Source organism: Sphingopyxis sp. 550B (genome assembly GCF_057401805.1).
This window is the reverse complement of record NZ_CM171610.1, coordinates 1,384,762-1,405,767: the sequence shown is the minus strand read 5'-3', so window position 1 is coordinate 1,405,767 and position 21,006 is coordinate 1,384,762. Positions and strand designations below refer to the sequence as shown.

Below are 21,006 nucleotides of genomic sequence, written 5' to 3'. Positions count from 1 at the left end.
CTTCCTTTCGCAGGGGATCAATGATGAAGCGGGAGGTCGATCGTGCGCGCGACGCCGTCGCGGCGGTGATCGGCCGCGCCCTCGAAACGGCCGTCGCGGATCAGGACGCCGTGCAGCCCCGAATCCTCGCCCGACCCGGCGCGCACCGCGACGCCGCGCGCCGCCATCGCCGCGCGCAGCGCGGGCGCGAAACGGCTTTCCTCTCCGGCAAAGCCGGACCCGCGCGCGACGAGATTGGGCAGCGCGAACGCCTGGTCGAGCGGCAGATGCCAGTCGATCGCGCCGATCAGCGCCTTCGACACATAAGCAAGGATCGCATTGCCGCCCGGCGAACCGATCGCGCCCGCAAGGCGGCGGTCGCGGTCGAGGATGATCGTCGGGGTCATCGACGAACGCGGCCGCTTGCCCGGCGCGATGGCATTGGGGCCGCTGGGCACGAAAGAGAAATCGGTCATCTGGTTGTTGAGGAAGAAGCCGTCGACCATGCGGCCCGAACCGAAGAAGCTTTCGACCGTCGTCGTCATCGACACCGCATTGCCGTCGCCGTCGACGATCACGAAATGCGAGGTGCCCGGAACCTCGGCCGTCGCATCGATGCGCATCGCCGCCGCGCCCGGCGGGTGCCCCGCCTCCGGCGCCGGGCCGGCACGGTCGCCGATCAGCGCCGCGCGCGCCGCGACATAGGCGGGATCGAGCAGCCCTTGGACGGGCACGTTCGCAACGTCGCCGACATAGGCGTCGCGATCGGCATACATCAGCCGGCTCGCCTCGGCATATTTCACCCACGCCACCGGGTCGTCGGGGCCGCGCGCGGCGATGTCGGTGCGCTCGACCATCGCCATCAGCTGGAGCAGGCCCACCCCGCTCGAGGGCGGCGGCGGCACGCAGAGGACATAGACGCGGTAGTTGCCGCACAGCGCCTGCCGCACGACGGGCCTGTAGGCGGCGAGGTCGGCCTCGGTCATGCTGCCGGCAAGTGCGCCTTCGTGCAGCCGCGCGACGATGCGCCGCGCGGTCTCGCCGCGATAGAGGGCATTCGGACCTTCCACCGCCAGACGGCGGACGAACGCCGCATAGGCGGGATTCTTCAGCGTATTGCCGGCGCGGACCTTGCCGCCGTGCCCGTTGCTGAAATAGCGCAGGACGTCGGGAGCGCCCGCCTGCGGATAGGGACCGTGGACGAAGCGTTCGAGCCGCTTCGTCACCGTGAAGCCTTCGCGCGCGACCCGCTCGGTTTCGCCGAACAGATCGGACCAGCCCAGCTTTCCGCGCGCCTTCTGCGCCATCGCGAGCATCGCGACCGCGCCGGGAACGCCGGTGGCGCGGCCGCTGAGCACGGCGGTCTGGAACGGAAGCGGCTTGCCGCCATCGTCCAGGAACATGTCGGGCGTGGCACCGGCAGGTGCGACCTCGCGCCCGTCATAGACGGTGACCGCCTTCGTCGCCGCGTCGTAATGGACCATGAAGGCGCCGCCGCCGAGCCCCGAGCTTTGCGGTTCGACGAGCCCGAGCATCGCCTGGACGGCAACCGCTGCGTCGACCGCATTGCCGCCGCGCCGCAGCACGTCGAGGCCGGCTTCGACCGCGAGCGGGTGGGCGGCCGCCACGAACGCCTGCCGCGCCGCCTGCTCGCCCGCGGGCGATGCCGCCGATTGCGGCGGCGGCGACGCGGGCGCACAGGCCGCGAGCAGCGCCGCGGCGGCGAGGATCGAGCCGCGGATCATGGTGCCGAAAGCGGCGCCGATCGGGCGGCGATGGGGCGCGTCGGACCTCATTCGTCGTCGGCGGAAAGATATTCGCGCACGTCCATTTCCTTTTCCCAGCGTGCGACGGCGGTCGCGATCGACAGGTCGGAGGTGACGTTGGGAATGGTGCGGATCATGTCGAGGATGCGGTCGAAGGGCAGGACGAAGCCGACGACGATCGCGGTCTGCTCGGGCGTGATGCCGATCGCATGGAGCACGGCGGCGAGCACGAAGAGCGAGCCCGAGGGCACCGGCGCGACCCCCATCGCGACGATCGTCGTCGTGCCGGCGATGACGAGATAATCGGCGAGGCTCAGATCGACGCCGAACGCCTGTGCGGCGAAAAGCGTCAGCATCGCGACATACATGGCGGCACCGTCCATGCCGATGGTGGCGCCGAGCGGCAGCACGGTCGAGGCGACCGGGGGCGATACGCCCAGGTTGCGTTCGGCGACGCGAATCGCGACGGGCAGCGTCGCGCTGCTCGACGAGGTCGAGAAGCCGACCATGATCGCATCGGCGATGCCGCGAAAGAAAGGCAGAGGCGGCAGCCAGGCGAGCAGCCGAACGACGATGCCGCCATGGATGACCAGCGTCACGATCGCCGATCCCACGACGACGCAGAGGCCGAGCTTGAGCACCGCGAGGAAGCTCGCCGGGCCCGTCGTGCCCATCACCACCGCGATCAGCGCGAAAACGCCGAAGGGTGCGGTTTCCATGACGAAGCCGACGATGCGCAGCATCACCTCCGCACCGCCTGCGAGCAGGTTGCGCACCGGTTCGGCCTCCTTGCCCGCGGCGATGACCCCCGCACCGACAAGGACGGCGAAGAAGATCACCGACAGCGTGGAGCCGTTCGCCATCGCGCCGATCGGATTGTCGGGCACGATCTCCATGAACATGCGCGCCGTGTCCTGCGGCTCGGCGACGACGCGCGGAACCGCGCCGGCGAAACTCGCCCCCGCTCCCGGCGCGATCAGCGTCGCGACGATGAGGCCGGTCATCACCGCAAGCGCGGTGGTGAAGACATACATGCCGAGCGTTTTCACCCCGATGCTGCCGAGGCGCTTGGGATCGGCGAGCGCGGCGACGCCCGAAGCAATGGTCAGGAAGACGAGCGGAATGACCAGCATGCGGATCAACCGCACGAAAAGTTCGCCGATCCACGCGATCGAGGTCGCGTCCTCACCCCAGACGAGCCCGAGGACCGCGCCGAGGACGAGTGCGGCGAGGATGCGCTTCCACAGCGCGACGCCGAACCACCAGCCGCAGGCGCGGCGCAGCACCCCGGGCGATGCCTCCGTCGGTCGGGGGGCCGGCTGCGAAGTTTCCGTCATCTGTTCCATCCTTTGCGGCCCGCTCCCTTCCTGGTCGTGCCGAGCGACCTCTTGTCATACCCTGTCACAAGTTCCCACCGTTCCCGCCCCAGTGGATCGGCGGGAACGGTGGGTCGGCGTCCTTATCCGGCCGCTCTGTCCTCGTTTCGCGCCGCCACCGCTCAGCCCCCGCCTTCGACGATGGCCGCGACGCGTTCGGCCGAACCCGCCGCATAGGTCCAGCCAAGCGCCCCATGCCCCGTGTTGGCGATCACGCCCGGCGCGATCAGCCGGGTGATCGGAAGCGAATCGGGCGTCATCGGACGAAGGCCCGCCCAGCTCGATTCGATCCGGTCATAATTCGCGGCCGCGGGCAGCGCGGCCCGCGCGCTGCGCACCAGCGCCGCGAGGCGCGCGGGGTCGACCGCCGCGTCGCGGCGGCCGAGATCGGCAAGGCCGGCGATCCGCATCCTGTCGCCGAGCCGCGCGAAAACGACGCGATTGGCCGAATCGGTGATGCTGACGCGCGGCGCCCTCTCGCCCGGCTGCGCCGTGATCGAATACCCCTTCATCGGCATGACCGGCAGGCGGACGCCGACGCTGCGCGCGAGGCCCACCGATGCCATGCCGGCGCACAGGACGATATGGTCGGCCTCGATCCGCCGGCCGCCGGCGATCACCGCCGGGCGACGCCAGCTCGCGTCGATGCGGTCGATGGCGGTGTCATAAAGGCTGGCGAAGCCTCCCCGAGCCGCCAGCGCCGCCTGCGCACCCGTGCAGAAGCGATAGGGATCGCCGACCTCCTCGCCCGCGGTGTGGATCGCCCCGACGATCGAGGCGCGGATCGATTCGAGCGCCGGTTCGATCGCAACGGCCCGGTCGGGGTCGAGCACGGTCTGTTCGGCGCCGGCCGCCATCTTGTCGGAGAGAAGCGTCTGCGCCGCTGTGAAGCTCTTGGCCGAGCGATAGACGATGATCTTGCCCGGCCGATCGTGCGCGAAATCGATCGCGTGCCGCCGCACCAGCGCGTGCAGGGCGCGGCGCGACAGGAAAGCCAGCGCCAGCCCCTCCAGCGTGTTGCGGCGAAAGCGGCTGGCGCTGCCGTTGCGCAGGAAGGCGAGATTCCAGCGCAGATAATCGAGGTCGAGCCGCGGGGAAAAGCGGAAAGCCGGATCGCGCGACAGCAGCAGCCAGGGGAATTGCGCGATGGTCGAGGGGCTCGCAAGCGCGTCGGTATAGGCATAGCTGAGCTGTGCGCCATTGGCGAAGGACGTCCCGCGACCCGGCCCTTCGGCGCGGTCGATCAGGGTGACCCGGTGACCGCGGTCGGCGAGCGTCAGCGCGGTCGCCATGCCGACGACCCCGGCGCCGATCACGATCAGGTCCCGCGGTGCCGTTGCCGAGGCCTCGCCCAGACGAAATTCCGCGCGCATCTATTTGATTCCATCCCCCATGCCAGCGCGCCCGCGAAGCGGAGCCGCTTGTTCGCGGGGATGATTGTCGAACCGGCGCCGGCCGCAAAGCGGCAACCTTTGCGGCTGGTATAGCCCGAAGCTATGAACCGGTGTCGCGGACGGCTTCCAGGACGTCGCTGAAGGTACGGAGGAACTGGCGGACGACCTTCGACGGCTGGCGATCCTCCAGCGTCACCCAGGAAATGGTGAATTCGAGCGGCGGGTCGGTCCGGAACCAGTTGAAGTCGGGCGATTGCGACGCGCGCGCGGTGAATTCGTCGACTACGGTCACGCCGCCTTCGAGCTGGGCGAGGCGCGCCGCGATGAAGAAGGTCTGCACCGACACCGCCTCGCGATAGGCGATGCCGCGTTCCAGTGCGGCGCGGGTCAGCACATCGCCGATCGGTCCCGTCGCGGCGACGCCGATCAGATCGCGGTCGGCCAGCTGATCGAGCGGCAGGCGGTCCCCGACATCGCCGAAGGCCTGCGCGGGCGCGAAGGCGACAAGCTCCCCCTGCGCCAGCACGGCGCTCGTCAGCCGCGGATGCGGCGGCGGGGTATAGACGATCGCCAGATCGGTCTCGCGCTCGATCAGCGAGCGGACGAGATCGTCGTGATGGTGGGTATGCACTTCGAAGGTGACGCGCGGCCAGTCGCGCCGGAACTGCGCCATCGCCTGCGGGATGACGTCGAGCGCGAGGCTGGGCACGATACCCAGGCGGATATGGCCGCCCCCCGCCTGCGACAGGTTGCGCGCGGTCTGCTGCAGCGAGGCCAGCCGGTCGAAGATATCCCCGGCTTCGCGAATCAGTGCATGCGCCTCGTCGGTCGGGATCAGGCGCCCGCGCGCGAGCTGGAACAATTGGAAGCCCAGATTGTCCTCGGCATGGCGCAAGGTCTTGGAAACAGAGGGTTGCGACACGCCCAGCACACGTGCCGCGGCGCTGATCGATCCATGGGTATAGACCGCATGGAAGACTTCAATCTGACGAAACCGCATGCCCCCTCTGTAGCCCTGCAGCAGCACGGGACCAACGGCTTTCGCGGTCATGGTCGTTTGGCGACCGCTTCGACCTCGACCAGCGCATCGGGCGCGAGCAGCGCCGAAACCACCGTCGACCGGGCCGGATAGGGGTCCCCGAACACGCGCACATAGGCCGCATTGAACGCCGCGCCATGGCGGGCGTCGGTCAGCCAGGCGGTGACTTTCACCACGTCGCGCGGCGTGCATCCCTCGCTCGCCAGGACGCGGACGAGATTGGCCAGCGCACGCTCGGCCTGCGCCTCGATGCCGCCCGGCACGATCGCGCCGTCATCGCCGCGGGCAAGCTGGCCCGAGGTGAAGACGAGGGAATCGGCGCAGCGCGACGCCGAAAGGGGGGGAGCCGTCATCATTCTCTCCAATCATGCCCGCCCCCGATGAGGCGGGCGAACGGGTTCGCGGCGCCGCCCCGGAAGGCGGACGCCGCGAACCGCCGCGTCAGAAGACGAAGCCCAGCGAGACCGTGCCGGCGTGATCCTGGACATTCGCGCCGAGCTGGCCCGAATAGCCGAGGCTGAAGCGCATCTTGTCCGTAAGACGCCACATCAGATCGACGTCCAGAACCGCGGCGTCCCGCGCGATTGCGGCCCCCGCCACGCGGAACGGCGCCGCGGTGCCGCCGGCAAAGCGCAGGTTCGACACCGGGGCGATGGTCCCGAAACCATGCTGCCACGCGGCCGAGGCGCGCACCGCCAGCGGACCGGTCGCCGAGGTCTCGGCGCGCAGCCCAAGGGTCGACAGCGTGAAGCCGTCCTTGGCGCGATCGGCGGCGAGGGCGAGCGGCCCGGCGCCCGTTTCGGTGAACGCCTTGGTCCGCGCCTCGACATGGGCGATTCCCGCAAAGGGTTCGACACTGCCGCCACCAAGCGCCAGCGGCAGGCCGACATCGGCGAAGCCGTGCAGCACGCTGCCGCCATAGCTGGCCGTATGATTGCCCGAGAGACCGCCGAACGCCGGAGCGCGCTCGCTGTCCACATCGACGTCCGAATAGCCGGCGCCGACGCTCAGCCGCAGCCCGGCCAGCCGCGCGCCGCCATAGGCCATGACGTGCAGCGATTTCGCACGGGCGCTGCTCGCCCGGGCCGCGCCGGTGATGTCGTTGCTGCCATAGCCGATGGCCAGGCCGCCTCGCGCATCCGCGTCGCCGACGTCGATCCCGCCGATGATGCCGTTGGTCTGGCGCTCGATGCGCGCAGCATTCGGGCGGTCGCGGTTGTCGCCGCGGCTGGTGAAGCCCTGGAGCCACATTCCCAGCCCGTCGGGCGCGGTGCCGAGCCGCTGCATCACGGCGGCGCGCGGCCGGCGCAGATCCTCGACCATCGCGGTGCGGACCGAAGCGTGGATCTCCCCCGATGCGAGGTCGAAGGCGCCGCGCGCCCCGGCGCCGTCGAGATAGAGCACCGCGTCGTACAGCGCGCTGCCCAGGCCCGCCGACTGGATGGCCGAAGCGACCGAGCGCTGGTTGGCGGTCGCCGCGACGTCGGTGAAATCGACGTCGTTGCGCGTCAGGTTCAGCGTCACCGCATTGGCCGAATAGCCCAGCGTCGGCGTCAGGAAGGCGAGGTTCGTCGTCACCCCCTCGAACCCGTTGGAGGCGCCGCCGCGGACTACCCCGCCGGCGGCCTCGATCAGCGTGTAATCGCTGGTGATCGCATAATTGCCGGCACCGGCCAGCACCTCGACCGTGCCGCCGTCGATCACGACCTGCCCCGTGGTGCGCAGCAGGTCGGCGGTGCCGTCGGGGTTCACCTCGACCGCGAACACCGATCCCGCCTCGAACGTCGCCGAGCGCGCGGTCAGCAGCCCGATGCTGTTGCCCGGGGCCAGCGTCCCGCCGCTGCGGACGACGATGTCGCCGAGCCGCCCGGTGCCGCCCAGCAGCCCGCCGGCGGCCGCGATCGCGGTTCCGCCCAGCGCGCCGTTGACGCGCAATTGCCCCGCATCGACGGTCGTGGTTCCGGTGAAGGCCGAGGAATCGGCCGTCAACGTCAGGGTGCCGGTGCCCTGCTGGCGCAGCTGCCCCTGACCGGTGATCGTGCCGCCATAGCCGATATCGTCCGACCGGTCGAAGGCCAGCGTGCCGCCGCCGATCAGGACGTTGCCGGGCAGCGCCCCGCTGGTGCCGCCCGCGCCGATCTGCAGCGTGCCCGCCAGGATGCGCGTGCCGCCCGTATAATCGTTCGCGCCGGTCAGGATCAGCGTGCCGAGGTCCTGCTTGGCAAGGCTGCCCGTGCCGGTGAGATTGGAGGCGATGGTCGCGCGGGTCGAAGCACCGCCCGCGGTGCCGTCGCCGACGCGCACGTCGACCGCGCCCGCCAGCGTCAGCGGGTCGCCTTCGACGCGATAGCCGTCGGTCGCGAACTGGATGCCGGTCGCCGACACCGCGCCCGCGGCATTGTCGATCGTGACCGTTCCGGCCGCGCCGTCGAACACGGCGAAGCGTCCGCCCCAGGCTTCGCTCGAAGCGCCGTCGGAGTCGGTCCAGTTGCTGCCGCTTCCGGCGCTCCACACGCCGTCGCCGCCCGCGATGGTGCCGTCGCCCGCGGTCTTCGTCCCGTTCCAGAACTGAATGGAAGAAAGGCCGCTGCCGTCGTCGACGACCAGATTGACCTGACCGGTGACCGAGGTCTGGACCGTCCCCGTAATGCCGGCGCCCAGCGGATCGACGTCGAGTCCGTTGTCGGTCAGCGCGCCGCCATAGGCGAAGATCCGATAGAGGCCGGCGCCGAAGCCGGTATCCGGGGTGACTGCGAGGGTGCCGTCGAGCGTCAGGTCGCCGAGCACCTCGAACAGGGTCGGGGCACTTTCGCTTCCCAGTGTCGCCGCGACGGTCGAACCTGCGCCGAGTTCAAGCGCCTGCAGCGTCAGCGTCTGGCCGGACAGGCCGGCGAGCGTGCCGTCGACGACCACATTCCCCGCCAGCAGGCCGGCACCGCCCAGCGATGCGCCGGCTTCGACGAGGACGTCGCTCGTCAGATTGCCGTCGACCAGCAAGCCGCCGCCGCGCACGGTGATACCGCCGCCGAGCGCGCCGGTGCCGCCATAGGTCAGCGTCCCGGTGCCGGTCTTGACGAGCGAGCCGTCACCCGACAGCGCGCCGGTATAGCTGGTGCTGAGCCCCGTTCCGCCGAGGGTGAGCGCGGCGCCGTTGATGTTGGTGGCGCCAACACCCGACAGACCGCCGATCTCCTGATCGAAGCCGGTGATGATATCGAGGATACCGGCGCTTTCGAGGACGACCTCGGAATTCGCCGACATCGCGTTCGTTGCGCCGCCGCGGAACGTGCCGTTCCTGACGATGGTGTCGCCGCTGTAGGTCGTGCCCGGAGCGCGCAGCGTCAGGCCGCCGGCGGCACCGGGCGAATCGACGATCAGCTGGCCGGTGCCGGTGATCGGCGCGGTGGTGAAGGCCACCACCTGGTTCGTGCGGTTGATGATCAGCCGGCCGTTGTTGGTGACCTGGCCGCTGACGCTGCCCGTCGTGCCGCCATTGCCCCAGCGCAGCGTGGCGCCCGCGTCGATCGTGCTGCCCTCGGCGGTGGCGACGAAGGATGCGGTCACGGTCCAGTCGCCGGACTGGAAATAATAGCCCTCGAAATTGGTCATGCTGGGCAGAATGGCCGAGCCGCTGCCCGTCAGATAGACGCGGTCGGGTCCCGATCCGGTGGCCGAGGCCCCGCGAATTTGCCCCGTCACCGTCGCGCCGGTGTCGATATAGAGGTTGTTCGATCCGCCGAGGAAATTGACGGCATAATTGGTGCCGCTGCCGGTGAAGGCGGTCGTGCTGCCCGCTTCGAGCCGCACCGTCGAGCCCGCCGCCGCCTGGATGGCATCGCCGGCCGTCGCGGTGATCGAACCGCGGTTGGTGACCTCGCCGGCATCCAGATAGACGCCCGACGCGCCCTCGATCACCCCGCCGCTTTCGTTGAGCAGCGACAGCGTCGTTCCCGCCGCGGCATCGATGGCCCGATCGCTCGCGGTGATCCGTCCCGCATTGACGAGCGTCACCGTGCTCGCCGGTGTCGAGGCGACGATGCCGACCGCCGGCGTCGTGCCGGTCGTGGCGAGCGATCCGCCCGCATCGATCCGCAGCGTGCCGTCGGCGATCCGCGTGCCCCCGGCATGATTGTTCGCGCCGGTCAGGGTCAGCGTGCCCAGATCCCGCTTCACCAGGCTGCCCGCGCCGGTAAGGTTCGATGCGATCGTCGCGCTGGTCGCCGCGCCGGCCGCGGTGCCGTCGCCGACGCGCACGTCGACCGCGCCGGTCAGCGACAGCGGGTCGCCCTCGATGCGATAGCCGCTGCTGACGAACTGCATGCCGGCGGGTGCGATCGCGCCCGCGTCATCGTCGACCGTGACCGTTCCGGCCGAACCGGCGAACACCGCGAAGCGGCCGCCCCAGGCTTCGGTCGATACGCCGTCGAGGTCGGTCCAGTTGGTGGCGGGCCCGGGGCTCCACACGCCGTCGCCGCCCGCGATGATGCCGTCGCCCGCGGTTTTCGTTCCATTCCAGAACTGGATATCCGAAACCGTCGAACCGGTGGACACGACCAGATTGACCTGACCAGTTGTCGCGGTCTGCAACGCGCCGCTCGTGCCGCTGCCGAGGGGCCCGACGTCGAGCCCGTTGTCGGTCAGCGTGCCGCCGTAGGAGAAGATCCGATAGAGACCGGCACCGAAATCGGTCGCCGGCGTCACGGCCAGCGTGCCGTCGAGCGTCAGATCGCCCAGCACGTCGAACAGCACCGGCGCGCTTTCGCTTCCCAGCGTCGCGGCGACGGTCGAACCGGCGCCGAGCTGGAGCGACTGCAGTGTCAGCGTCTGCCCTGACAGGCCCGCGAGCGTACCGTTGACAATCGCATTGCCGGCGAGCGAGCCGGTGCCACCAAGTTGGCCGCCATTTTCGACGAGCAGATCGCTGGTGAGGGTGCCGTCGAGGAGCAAACCGCCGCCACGCACGGTGACGCCGCCGCCGAGCGCGCCGGTGCCGCCATAGGTGAACGTCCCGGCGCCGACCTTGATCAGCGATCCATCGCCGGCGAAGGCACCGGTATAGCTGGTGCTCGTCCCCTTGCCGCCGAGGGTGAGCGCGGCGCCGTTGATGTTGGTCGCGCCGACGCCCGACAGGCCGCCGATCTCCTGGTCGAAGCCCGCGACGATGTCGAGCATGCCGGCGCTTTTTAGAACGACCTCGGAAGCCGCAGACATCGCATTGGTCGCAACGCCGCTGAATTTGCCGTTCTCGACGATGGTGTCGCCGCTATAGGTGGTGCCGGGCGCGCGCAGCGTCAGGCCGCCCGTCGCGCCCGGCGAATCGACGATCAGCTGGCCGGTGCCGGTAATCGGCGCGGTGGTGAAGCCGACCACCTGGTTCGTGCGGTTGACGATCAGCCGGCCATTGTTGGTGATCTGGCCGCTGATGCTGCCCGTCGTTCCGCCATTGCCCCAGCGCAGCGTGGCGCCTTCGTCGATCGTGCTGCCTTCGGCGGTGGCGAGGAAGGACGCGGTCACGGTCCAGTCGCCCGACTGGAAATAATATCCCTCGAAATTGGTCATGCTGGGCAGCACCGCCGAACCCGTGCCGTTCAGATAGACGCGATCGGGGCCCGACCCGGCCGCCGACGCGCCGCGAATCTGGCCGGTCACCGTCGCACCGGTGTCGAGATAGAGATTGTTCGACCCGCCGAGGAAATTGACGGCATAGTTGGTGCCGCTGCCGGTGAAGGCGGTGGTGCTGCCAGCTTCCAGCCGCACCGTCGAACCCGCCGCCGCCTGGATGGCATCGCCGTTGGTGGCGGTGATCGAACCGCGGTTGATGACCTCGCCCGCATCCAGATAGACGCCCGACGCGCCCTCGATCACCCCGCCGCTTTCGTTGAGCAGCGACAGCGTCGTTCCCGCCGCGGCATCGATGGCCCGATCGCTCGCGGTGATCCGTCCCGCATTGACGAGCGTCACCGTGCTCGCCGGTGTCGAGGCGACGATGCCGACCGCCGGCGTCATGCCGGTCGTGGCGAGCGATCCGCCCGCATCGATCCGCAGCGTGCCGTCGGCGATCCGCGTGCCGCCGGCATGGTCGTTCGCGCCCGCGAGGATCAGCGTGCCGAGGTCCTGCTTGACCAGGCTGCCGCTGCCGGTGATGTTGGATGCGATCGTCGCGGAGGTCGTTGCGCCAGCCGCCGTGCCGTCACCGACACGCACATCGGTCGCACCGGCCAGCGTTAGCGGATCGCCCTCGACACGATAGCCATCGCTGACGAACTGGAGGCCCGAGGTCGAAATCGCACCGGCGGCGTCATCGATCGTGACCGTTCCGGCCGGACCGGTGAACACCGCGAAGCGGCCGCCCCAGGCTTCGGTCGATGCGCCGTCGAGGTCGGTCCAGTTGGTCCGTCCGTCGGCGCTCCACACGCCGTCGCCGCCCGCGATGGTGCCGTCGCCCGCCACCTTCGTTCCATTCCAGAACTGGATATCCGAAAGCGTCGAACCGGTGGACACGATCAGATTGACCTCACCGGCGGTCACGGTCTGCAACGCGCCGCTCGTGCCGCTGCCGAGAGGTCCGACGTCGAGCCCGTTATCGGTCAGCGTCCCGCCATAGGAGAAGATCCGGTAGAGGCCCGCCCCGAAATCGGTCGCCGGCGTCACGGTCAGCGCGCCGTCGAGCGTCAGGTCGCCCAGCACGTCGAACAGCACCGGCGCGCTTTCGCTTCCCAGCGTCGCCGCGACGGTCGAACCGGCGCCGAGCTGGAGCGACTGCAGTGTCAGCGTCTGCCCTGACAGGCCCGCGAGCGTACCGTTGACAATCGCATTGCCGGCGAGCGAGCCGGTGCCACCAAGTTGGCCGCCATTTTCGACGAGCAGATCGCTGGTGAGGGTGCCGTCGAGGAGCAAACCGCCGCCACGCACGGTGACGCCGCCGCCGAGCGCGCCGGTGCCGTCATAGGTGAACGTCCCGGCGCCGATCTTGGTCAGCGATCCGTCACCGGCGAAGGCGCCGGTATAGCTGGTGCTCGTTCCCTTGCCGCCGAGGGTGAGCGCCGCGCCGTTGATGTTCGTCGCCCCGACGCCCGACAGACCGCCGATCTCCTGATCGAAGCCCGTGACGATGTCGAGAATGCCGGCGCTCTCGAGAACCACCTCGGAACTCGCCGACATCGCATTGGTCGCAACGCCGCTGAACGTGCCATTCTTGACGATGGTGTCGCCGCTGTAGCTCGTCCCCGGCGCGCGCAGCGTCAGGCCGCCGGCGGCGCCGGGCGAATCGACGATCAGCTGGCCGGTGCCGGTGATCGACGCGGTGGTGAAGCCGACCACCTGGTTCGTGCGGTTGACGATCAGCCGGCCATTGTTGACGACGTTGCCACTGATGCTGCCGGTCGCGCCGCCGTTGCCCCAGCGCAGCGTCGCACCCTCCGCGATGGTGCTGCCTTCGGCCGCGGCGGTGATCGAGCTGGTCACCGTCCAGTCGCCGGAATCGATGTAATAGCCGTTGAAACCCGAGATCGGCCCCAGCGTCTGGGTGCCGGTGCCGGTCAGATAGACACGATTGGCGCCCACACCGCCGGTTGCGGCCCGGATCGTGCCGTTCACCGTGGCGCCCGTATCGATGTAGATGCTGTTGCCGCCGCCGGTGAAATTCACCGCATAGCTGGCCCCGGTCGTGGCGGAACTTGCCGAGGTGACGCTCCCCGACTCCAGTCGCACGATCGAGTCCTGCCCGGCGTTGATCGCATCGCCGGTCGAGGTTCCCGTCATCGTCGATGCGATCGTGCCGCGGTTGATCAGTTCGCCGGTGGTGAAATAGACGGCACGCGCGCCCGTGATTGATGCGCCGGCTTCGTTGGTCAGGTTCAGGCTTATCGGGGAGGCCGGCCCGATGGTGCTGGTCAGGGTAGTGGTTGATGTCGACTCGATCCGCCCCCGGTTGACGAGGGTCGCGGTGCCGGTCCCGGTCGTGGACAGGTTGATCACCCTGCCGGCCGTGGTGATGCTGCCGGTCTCGGTGATCGTCACCGTCTCTCCGGCGCCCAGACCGACCTGCGTTGTCCGCGCATCGTCGATCGTGATGTCCTGCGCGGCCGCCGCGGCGGGCAGCACCCCACCGAAGACCGACGCGCACAGCAGCGCCCGTAGCGAGATGTTTGCGTGACGCTTCATCCTGATTACCCCTTGATATTCCGTCGTGACGCCGTTCCGGCGATGGTCGTGGTTGCGCCTATGCGGCGCGGGCGCCGGGCCCGCGCAGGACCTTGCCCGGCCGCGCCGGGGTCCGCTTGCGGGCCAGCATCGTCGGCGTGCCGTTCACGATCACATGTTCGATGCCCACGGGCAGCTGGATCGGATTCTCGAACGTGGCGACGTCGTCGATGCGCGCGTAGTCGAAGATGGTGACGTCGGCCCAGTTCCCCGGCTTGATCAGGCCGCGCCCGGCGAGACGAAGATTGGCGGCGGGCACCGAGGTCATCTTGGCGATGGCCTGTTCGAGCGTCAGCACCTTCCGGCGGCGGACATATTCTGCAATGATCCGCGGGAAACACCCATAAGACCGCGGATGCGGATAACCCTTGTCGCTTCCCGGTCCATAGCGGACCCCGGCATCGCTGCCGATGCCGATCCACGGAAACTTCAGCGCCGTTTCGATGTCCTTCTCGCTCATCATGAAATAGAAGGCGCTGGCGCGCTGCTTTTCCGCCAGCACGATGTCCCAAGCCGCATCGGCCGGATCCTTGCCCAAGGCCGCCGCGATGTCGGTGATCTTCATGCCGCGGAAGCGATCATATTCCTCGCTGAACGGCACGCCGAGCACCACCCGGTCCCATCCGCCGGCGTTGTAGACGAAGTTGGTCCAGTCCTTCTGGTTGCCCTTGGCGACCTCGGCCTTCAGCCGCGCGCGGATCGCCGGGTCGCGAAGCTGTTCCTTCGCGTGCGCCATGCCATCCTTGAACATCCAGTTGGGAACGGTCGTGCGCAGTCCGGTTCCCGCCGCTTCATAGGGATACATGTCGGCGAAGACGTTGAGGCCTCCAGCGCGCGCGCGGTCGATCTTGCGCCCCATCTCGCCGATCAGCTTGCCCCAGCCTGGCGCGAAGGCGGCCTTCAGATGATAGATATGGACGTCGGTTCCGGCGGCCTGCCCGATCCCGATCGCCTCGTCGATCGCTTCGAGGACGAATTCGCCCTCGTCGCGCATGTGGGTCGCATAGGTCCCCTTGTAACGGCCGACGGGACGCGCCAGTTCGATCAGCTCTTCCGTCGTCATGAAGCTGGCGGGCGGATAGATGAGCGCCGTCGACATGCCGAGCGCGCCGGCGCGCATCGCCTCGTCGACCAGGTCGGCCATCTCCGCGATCTGCGCCTTGCTCGGCCGGGCGGCGGACGATCCCGCCACGGCCCGCCGCGCCTGCGACGCGCTGTAATAGGTGCCGAAATTGACCGCCATGCCATTGGCGTCGAGATCAGCCAGATAGGCCGAGACCTGGTCGGCGGGAACCGGCGTTCCCATCTCGCCCGCGATCAGGGTGGTCAGGCCCATGCGAACCTTGCTGCCGCCCGACCCGCGATTGCGCACCGCGCGGCCGGACTGGTCCATCGTGTCGATCCAGCCCGGCGAAACCACCAGCCCGCGCGCGTCGATCTCCTGCTTGCCGCGGCGGCCGACCGCGCCGACCTCGACGAACCGGCCGCCCGATATCGCAACGTCTGCCTCGAAGCCGGGCGCGCCGCTGCCGTCGACGACGCGGCCGCCCCGAATGACGAGGTCATAGGGTTCGGTCGCCGCCGCTCCCTCGGCGCCGTCCGCCGCCAGGGCCGCATGGCTGGCGAGCAGCGCCCCCGCCCCGCCCGCGCCGAGCAGCCCCAGCAAGGCGCGACGATCGAGCGGCACCGCCGGATCGCGCGTTTCATTTTCCTTGGTCATCTTCTCGCCTCCCCGCCGGCCGGACATCAGTTGGCCAACGCCGCGATTGCCTTCGCGTCGGCGAACCGCTGCGACGAGGTTTCGCTTCCCAGCACGACGATGATGCGGTTGCTGCCCCCCTTCGACGTCGCCAGGATGATGCTCTGCCCCGACGACGGGGTGCCCGTGGTCGCGACACCGCCGATGTCCGGACCAAGCAGGCGGTTGCCGTTGTTCCATGACTTGCTGCGGGTCGTGCCGTCGGTGCCGATGATCGTCGCGCTATAGCTTTTGGCGCCGACGATCTCGCGCAGGATCGGGTCCGCCATCACTGCGACTCCCAGACGCGCGAGGTCGTGGGCGGTGCTGGCGCGTCCGTTCTCCCCGGCGTCGATATAGGCGGAACGGAAGACACTGTCCTTCATGCCCAGCTTGCGCGCGGCGCGGTTCATCTCGGCGATGAACGACCGGCTATGCGCCGGAACCTTTTCCAGCTGGCGAAAGTTCGATTCTGCGAAGCGATTGTTGAACGTCCGCGACAGCGCGAGCGCGGTGTCGCTCGCCGCCCCGACCAGCGTTGCATAGAGTGCGTCGCGCACGGTCATGCGCTCGCCGCCCAAGGCGCCCGACTTGGTCACCTGGATCTTCGTCATATAGGCCTGGATCTCGATCGTCTGATCGAGCAGCTTCGGGTCCTCCGCCGCGAGCCGCGCCACCAGAAGCGCCGTCATCAGCTTGGGAAAGCCGCCGACCTTGAGCCGTTCCTCGGCATTGTGCTGGGCGATGACCTTGCCGCTCGGATTGTCGACCATGATCCAGGACGGCGCCGAAATGCCCGCCGCATCCTGTTCGGCCGCATCGTCGGCCTGCGCCATCGCGGGGGTCGCGCAAACAGCGATCAGCCCGGCCGCCAGCGCTGTATAGAGCCCTTTGAACCTATGCATGAAAATCTCCTCTGGTAATGGGGCAGAGCGGCCGGCGGCGCTCAGAAGGACTTCGACAGCTGGGCGTAGAAGTGACGGCCGACCGAGTTGTGAAGCGAGCCGAGGTAGCCGAAGTCGGCGGCCGCCAGCGGCGGCGCCTTGTTGGCGATGTTGTTGACGCCGAACCGGACGCTCGTCCCCTTCATCGCCCCGCGCTTGAAATCATAGCCGACATAGGCGTTGACGGTGGTCCACGAGTCGACCTGCCACAGGGTGAGGTCGGCGAGCCGCGCGCCCGTCTGTTCGACCGAGCTGATGTAGCGCGCCGACATACCGGCCACGACAGGCCCGTTGCGCCAGGTCAGGCTTCCGGTCACCCGCCACCGCGGACGGCCGTTCTGGCGGAGAAGGTCGCCCGTCCCGGGAACGAGGAACTGCGAATCGATCTCTCCCGATGCCTGCGCGTCGAGCAGTTCCTGCGCCATGGCCGACGGCTCCTGCTGATATTTGAGCAGGTGGGCCGCGTTCAGCCGGACCGAAATATTGCCGATCGGCGTTCCCCGGACATCGTATCGCGCCGTGATGTCGAGCCCTTCGATCGTTTCGGGCTGAAGGTTCATGAAGCTGTCGAATATCTCGACCATCGAGCCGACCGGTTCGAGACCGGTGCCGTCGAAGGTCGCCAGCTGTTCCGGCGTCACCTCGTCGCGGATCACGGCGGGATTCGAGCTGCCGCGCAGGCGCAGGAGATAATCCAGCGCGGCGTGATTGGTGGCGCCGAACAGGCCGATCGAATTGATCTGGTGCACGCGCCAATAATCGAGCATCAGCGTCAGCCGCCCCCAGCCGCTCGGCAGCTTGGGCTGGAAGACAACGCCATAGGAAAAGGTTTCGGCATCCTCGGCCAGCAGGTCGGCGTTGGAGCGATAGTTGGTCAGCGTGGTTGCGCGGGCGCAGACGCCGAAATCGGGGATGCGGCCGGCGCGCTTGTCGGCCTCGCAGCGATAATAATCCTGATAGCCGCTGCTCGCCTGCGAGTCGGCGTTCGACACCTGCGCCAGGTCGGGCGCGCGGAAGCTCTGCGACCACGACCCGCGCACAAGCAGGCGGGGCGCGATTTCCCACGACGCCGCCACCTTGGGCTTCGCAATCCAGCCAAAGTCCGAATAGCGCTCAACCCGGCCGGCCAGCTGCACGTCGATCGCGCGGATCAGCGGCATGCCCATCTCGGGCGATACCAGCGGGATCGCCAGTTCGGCGTAGGCCGAAATGACGTTGCGGTTCGCCGCGGTGTTGGGAAGCGGCTGCGATCCCATGATGTCGCTGTCCGAATTGCCGTCGGTGCGACCGAACATGTCCTCGAACTTGATCGTGCCGTTGATCCGGTCGCCGCGGTCGTCGGCATAGGTTTCGCGCCGCCATTCGGTCCCCAGCGCGATACCGACGTCACCGGCCGGCAACTGGAACAGGTCGGGGGTCGACAGCCGGGCATCCCACGACGCCAGCGACGATTTCGAGGCACGCGTGTTGCTGACCAGGAAACTGGTCAAATCTTCCGAAGGCAGGGCGTCGGGGCCCGACGGATCGGTGGCGCTCGATCCGTTGAACGGGTTGTAGGCATCGGGCGTGGTGCGGGCCAGCGCCTGCTGGAACAGCGTCTTGCTGATCTCGGCGTGGCTGATGTCCTTCTTGTGCGCCTCGGAATAGACGAAGCCCGATTCCCAGTCGAACCGGCCGAACCGGCCGCGCAGACCCGCGACGACGCGATAATTTTCATCCTTCACCGTATAGGGCCGCGGGCCGACGTCCACGGGCGTGTAGGTCCGCAGATAGACGTCGAGCCCTTCCGCCGGCACCGTCGCTAGCGTCAGGCCGGGCAGGCGGTTCGGATTGGGGCTGCCGTCTGGCATGGTGAGCGGGCCGAACGGATTCCAGTAATTGCTCGCCGGAATCCGGATCATCGAGGTCGATGTGGTGCCGACCCGGTTGCGCTGCCCCTGATAGTCGGCGCGATAATAGTTGAACTCGGCAAAGCCCTCTAGATTCTCCGAGAATTCATGCTCGAGCGTGCTGTACAGATTGTAGCGCTCGCGTCCGCCGAGCAGCCAGCGCTGGTCGTTTTCGTTCCAGTAGAGGTTGCGGTCGGTCGTGGCCGACTGCAACCCGGTCTTCAGGCAGTTGCCGCCGGCGATGACGCTCGACCCCGAACAGCCGTTCTGCACCGGAACGATGTGGAACTGGCCGCTGCTGTTGGTCAGCGCCGTCGTGCCCTGGCGCACGGTGCGCGGGTTGACCAGGACGAGCCACGCCCAGGGGTTGGTGTTCGATCGCAGGTCGAAGTTGGTATCGCCTTCGAACGGCGTTCCCTCGACGCGCGGCCGCTGGTCCGAATTGGCCGAATAGTCGCGCTCGTCGGCGCGCATCGGGCTCGCCTTGTAATAGCTGCCGAACAGCGTCAGGTTCGTCCGCCCGTCGTTGAAGCTCCGCCCCCATTTGAAGGAAGAGCTGAAGCGATAATGGTCGGTATCCTCCGAAAAGCCGTAGCGCGCCGTCAGCTTCAGCCCCTCGTACCGCTTGTCGAGCACGATGTTGACCACCCCGGCGACCGCGTCGGCGCCATAGATGGCGGCGGCACCGTCGCGCAGAATCTCGACACGGCGGATGGCGGAGACGGGAATCTCGTTGATGTTCGCGGTCTGCACACGCACCAGATTCTCGACCTGGGTGCCGGGATGCTTGACCATGCGGCGGCCGTTGAGCAGCACCAGCGTGTTGCCCGTGCCCAGGCTGCGGATGTTGATCGACGCGACGTCGCCGCGCGAATCGGTCAGATTGCCCGACATCCGGCTTTCATTGAAACCGACGTCGCCCGCCTGCGCGACCTCGCGGAACAGGTCGTCGCCGGTATCGGCGCCGGTCGCCGCAACCTCGTCTTCGTCCATGTTCGTGACCGGAAGCAGCCCGGTCGGGTTGGCGCCCTGGATATGCGATCCGGTGACGACGATGTCGCCCGGATTCTCACGGGGCGATGCGGGGGCAGCCTGAACGTCCTCTGCGTTTGCCGAAGCATCGGAAGAAGAACTAGCTTGAGCGAAGGCCGGAGAGGACAAGAGCAGCGCGATTGCCGTACCCGTCATCAAATATCCGACAGAATTTTTCATCCCCCTCTACCCCTTTTTATTTATATATGAATTTTCATTACCTCGCACGACGTCATTCCCTCAAGGCGAACTGAGAGATTCGATTTATCGGCGGGTTTTTATCTGATCTTGTCTTGCCTATTCGCGGATCAAGCTATCAGACGAAGGAAGGTGCTCAACCCAAATCGGTTCGACAGGGTATATATTCAGGTTATGCTTCGCCTTCGAAGCGCGGCAGGGACGGGAAAGGCAGCACGCGCCGGCCGCAATTGCTCCATGCCCTCTCGAAGGGCGGGGGGTGGCGTCCTATTTGCGGTAGCGGGCCGTAAAATCGGTCCGGAAGGCGGCGAAGCGTCCGGCCGCGATCGCATCGCGCATCGCCTGCATCAGCGCCTGATAGAAATGCAGATTATGCTGCGTCATCAGCATCGCGCCGAGCATCTCGCCCGCACGGACGAGATGATGGAGATAGGCGCGCGACCAGGTCGTGCAGACCGGGCAGCCGCACGACGCATCGAGCGACCCCAGGTCCTCCGCATGCTTCGCGTTGCGGATATTGACCGGTCCATCCCAAGTGAAGGCCTGCCCGTTGCGGCCCGATCGCGTCGGCAGCACGCAGTCGAACATGTCGACCCCGCGCGCGACCGCGCCGACCAGATCGTCGGGCTTGCCGACCCCCATCAGATAGCGCGGCCGGTCGGCGGGGAGCTGGGCGGGCGCGAAGTCGAGCACGCCGAACATCGCCGCCTGCCCCTCGCCCACCGCAAGGCCGCCGATCGCATAGCCGTCGAAGCCGATTTCGATCAGCGCCTCGGCCGAACGCTTGCGCAGCCTTTCGTCGAGCGAGCCCTGCTGGATGCCGAACAGCGCGGCGCGCGCGGCGTGCGCCTCGCCCGCGTCGAACCCCGCGCGGCTGCGCGCCGCCCAGCGCATCGAGCGCTCCATGCTCGCCTCGGCGCGTTTCGCGTCGACCCCGGCGGGGGGGCATTCGTCGAATGCCATGACGATATCGCTGCCGAGCAGGCGCTGGATCTCCATCGAGCGTTCGGGGGTCAGCAGGTGGCGCGACCCGTCGAGATGGCTCTTGAAGGCGACGCCCTCCTCGCTCTGCTTGGTCAGCGCCGACAGGCTCATCACCTGATAGCCGCCGCTGTCGGTCAGGATCGGCCGGTCCCAGCCCATGAAATCGTGCAGCCCGCCGAGCCGCGCCATGCGCTCGGCCCCCGGGCGCAGCATCAGGTGATAGGTGTTGCCGAGGATGATGTCGGCACCGCTCGCGCGCACTTCGGCCGGGCGCATCGCCTTCACCGTCGCCGCGGTGCCGACCGGCATGAAGGCGGGGGTGCGGATTTCGCCGCGCGCCATGCGGATCACGCCCGTCCGCGCGGGCCCGTCGGTCGCGGCGACGGTGAAGGCGAATCTGTCGGTCATCGCGCGCGCCTATGGCGGGGGCGCCACCGAAAGTCGAGGGCGGCGGCGCCGGAGGCG

Annotated in this window: 10 protein-coding genes; all 10 read right to left on the bottom strand. The window is 68.3% G+C overall.

The window, feature by feature from the left end; genetic code table 11:
* Positions 1-17: 17 nt before the first annotated feature.
* A complete protein-coding gene (locus tag AC2S9W_RS06535; RefSeq protein WP_486571752.1) occupies positions 18-1,775 on the bottom strand; it encodes a gamma-glutamyltransferase family protein in 1,758 nt (585 codons plus the stop codon).
* On the bottom strand, positions 1,772-3,082 hold the full coding sequence (locus tag AC2S9W_RS06530) for a dicarboxylate/amino acid:cation symporter (RefSeq protein WP_424539545.1): 1,311 nt from the start codon (positions 3,080-3,082) through the stop codon (positions 1,772-1,774). The genes AC2S9W_RS06535 and AC2S9W_RS06530 overlap by 4 nt, the downstream gene beginning before the upstream one ends.
* 161 nt (positions 3,083-3,243) lie before the next feature.
* Entirely contained in the window at positions 3,244-4,494 is a 1,251-nt protein-coding gene (locus AC2S9W_RS06525; RefSeq protein WP_486571751.1) for an FAD-dependent oxidoreductase, read from the bottom strand.
* A gap of 121 nt (positions 4,495-4,615) precedes the next feature.
* The gene (locus AC2S9W_RS06520; RefSeq protein WP_076073925.1) at positions 4,616-5,515 is read right to left on the bottom strand and encodes a LysR family transcriptional regulator; all 900 of its coding nucleotides are present in this window, start codon (positions 5,513-5,515) and stop codon (positions 4,616-4,618) included.
* A 47-nt stretch (positions 5,516-5,562) separates the two neighbouring features.
* Positions 5,563-5,907, bottom strand: coding sequence for a RidA family protein (locus tag AC2S9W_RS06515; RefSeq protein WP_083675188.1), 345 nt, complete (start codon positions 5,905-5,907; stop codon positions 5,563-5,565).
* An 88-nt stretch (positions 5,908-5,995) separates the two neighbouring features.
* Positions 5,996-13,717: an autotransporter-associated beta strand repeat-containing protein gene (locus AC2S9W_RS06510; RefSeq protein WP_486571750.1), complete on the bottom strand. Its 7,722-nt coding sequence runs from the start codon at positions 13,715-13,717 to the stop codon at positions 5,996-5,998.
* Positions 13,718-13,775: 58 nt separating this feature from the next.
* Positions 13,776-15,476: an N-acyl-D-amino-acid deacylase family protein gene (locus tag AC2S9W_RS06505; RefSeq protein ID WP_083675187.1), complete on the bottom strand. Its 1,701-nt coding sequence runs from the start codon at positions 15,474-15,476 to the stop codon at positions 13,776-13,778.
* Between the two features lie 26 nt (positions 15,477-15,502).
* Positions 15,503-16,399, bottom strand: a complete 897-nt coding sequence (locus AC2S9W_RS06500) for a D-alanyl-D-alanine carboxypeptidase family protein (RefSeq protein ID WP_076073920.1) — start codon at positions 16,397-16,399, stop codon at positions 15,503-15,505.
* Between the two features lie 41 nt (positions 16,400-16,440).
* Positions 16,441-19,515 carry a TonB-dependent receptor domain-containing protein gene (locus tag AC2S9W_RS06495; RefSeq protein ID WP_158682040.1) on the bottom strand — a complete coding sequence of 1,025 codons (3,075 nt, stop codon included), beginning with the start codon at positions 19,513-19,515 and terminating at the stop codon, positions 16,441-16,443.
* Between the two features lie 309 nt (positions 19,516-19,824).
* Complete coding sequence (tgt, locus tag AC2S9W_RS06490; protein WP_076073917.1) at positions 19,825-20,949, bottom strand: tRNA guanosine(34) transglycosylase Tgt; 1,125 nt, start codon at positions 20,947-20,949, stop codon at positions 19,825-19,827.
* Between the last annotated feature and the right edge of the window lie 57 nt (positions 20,950-21,006).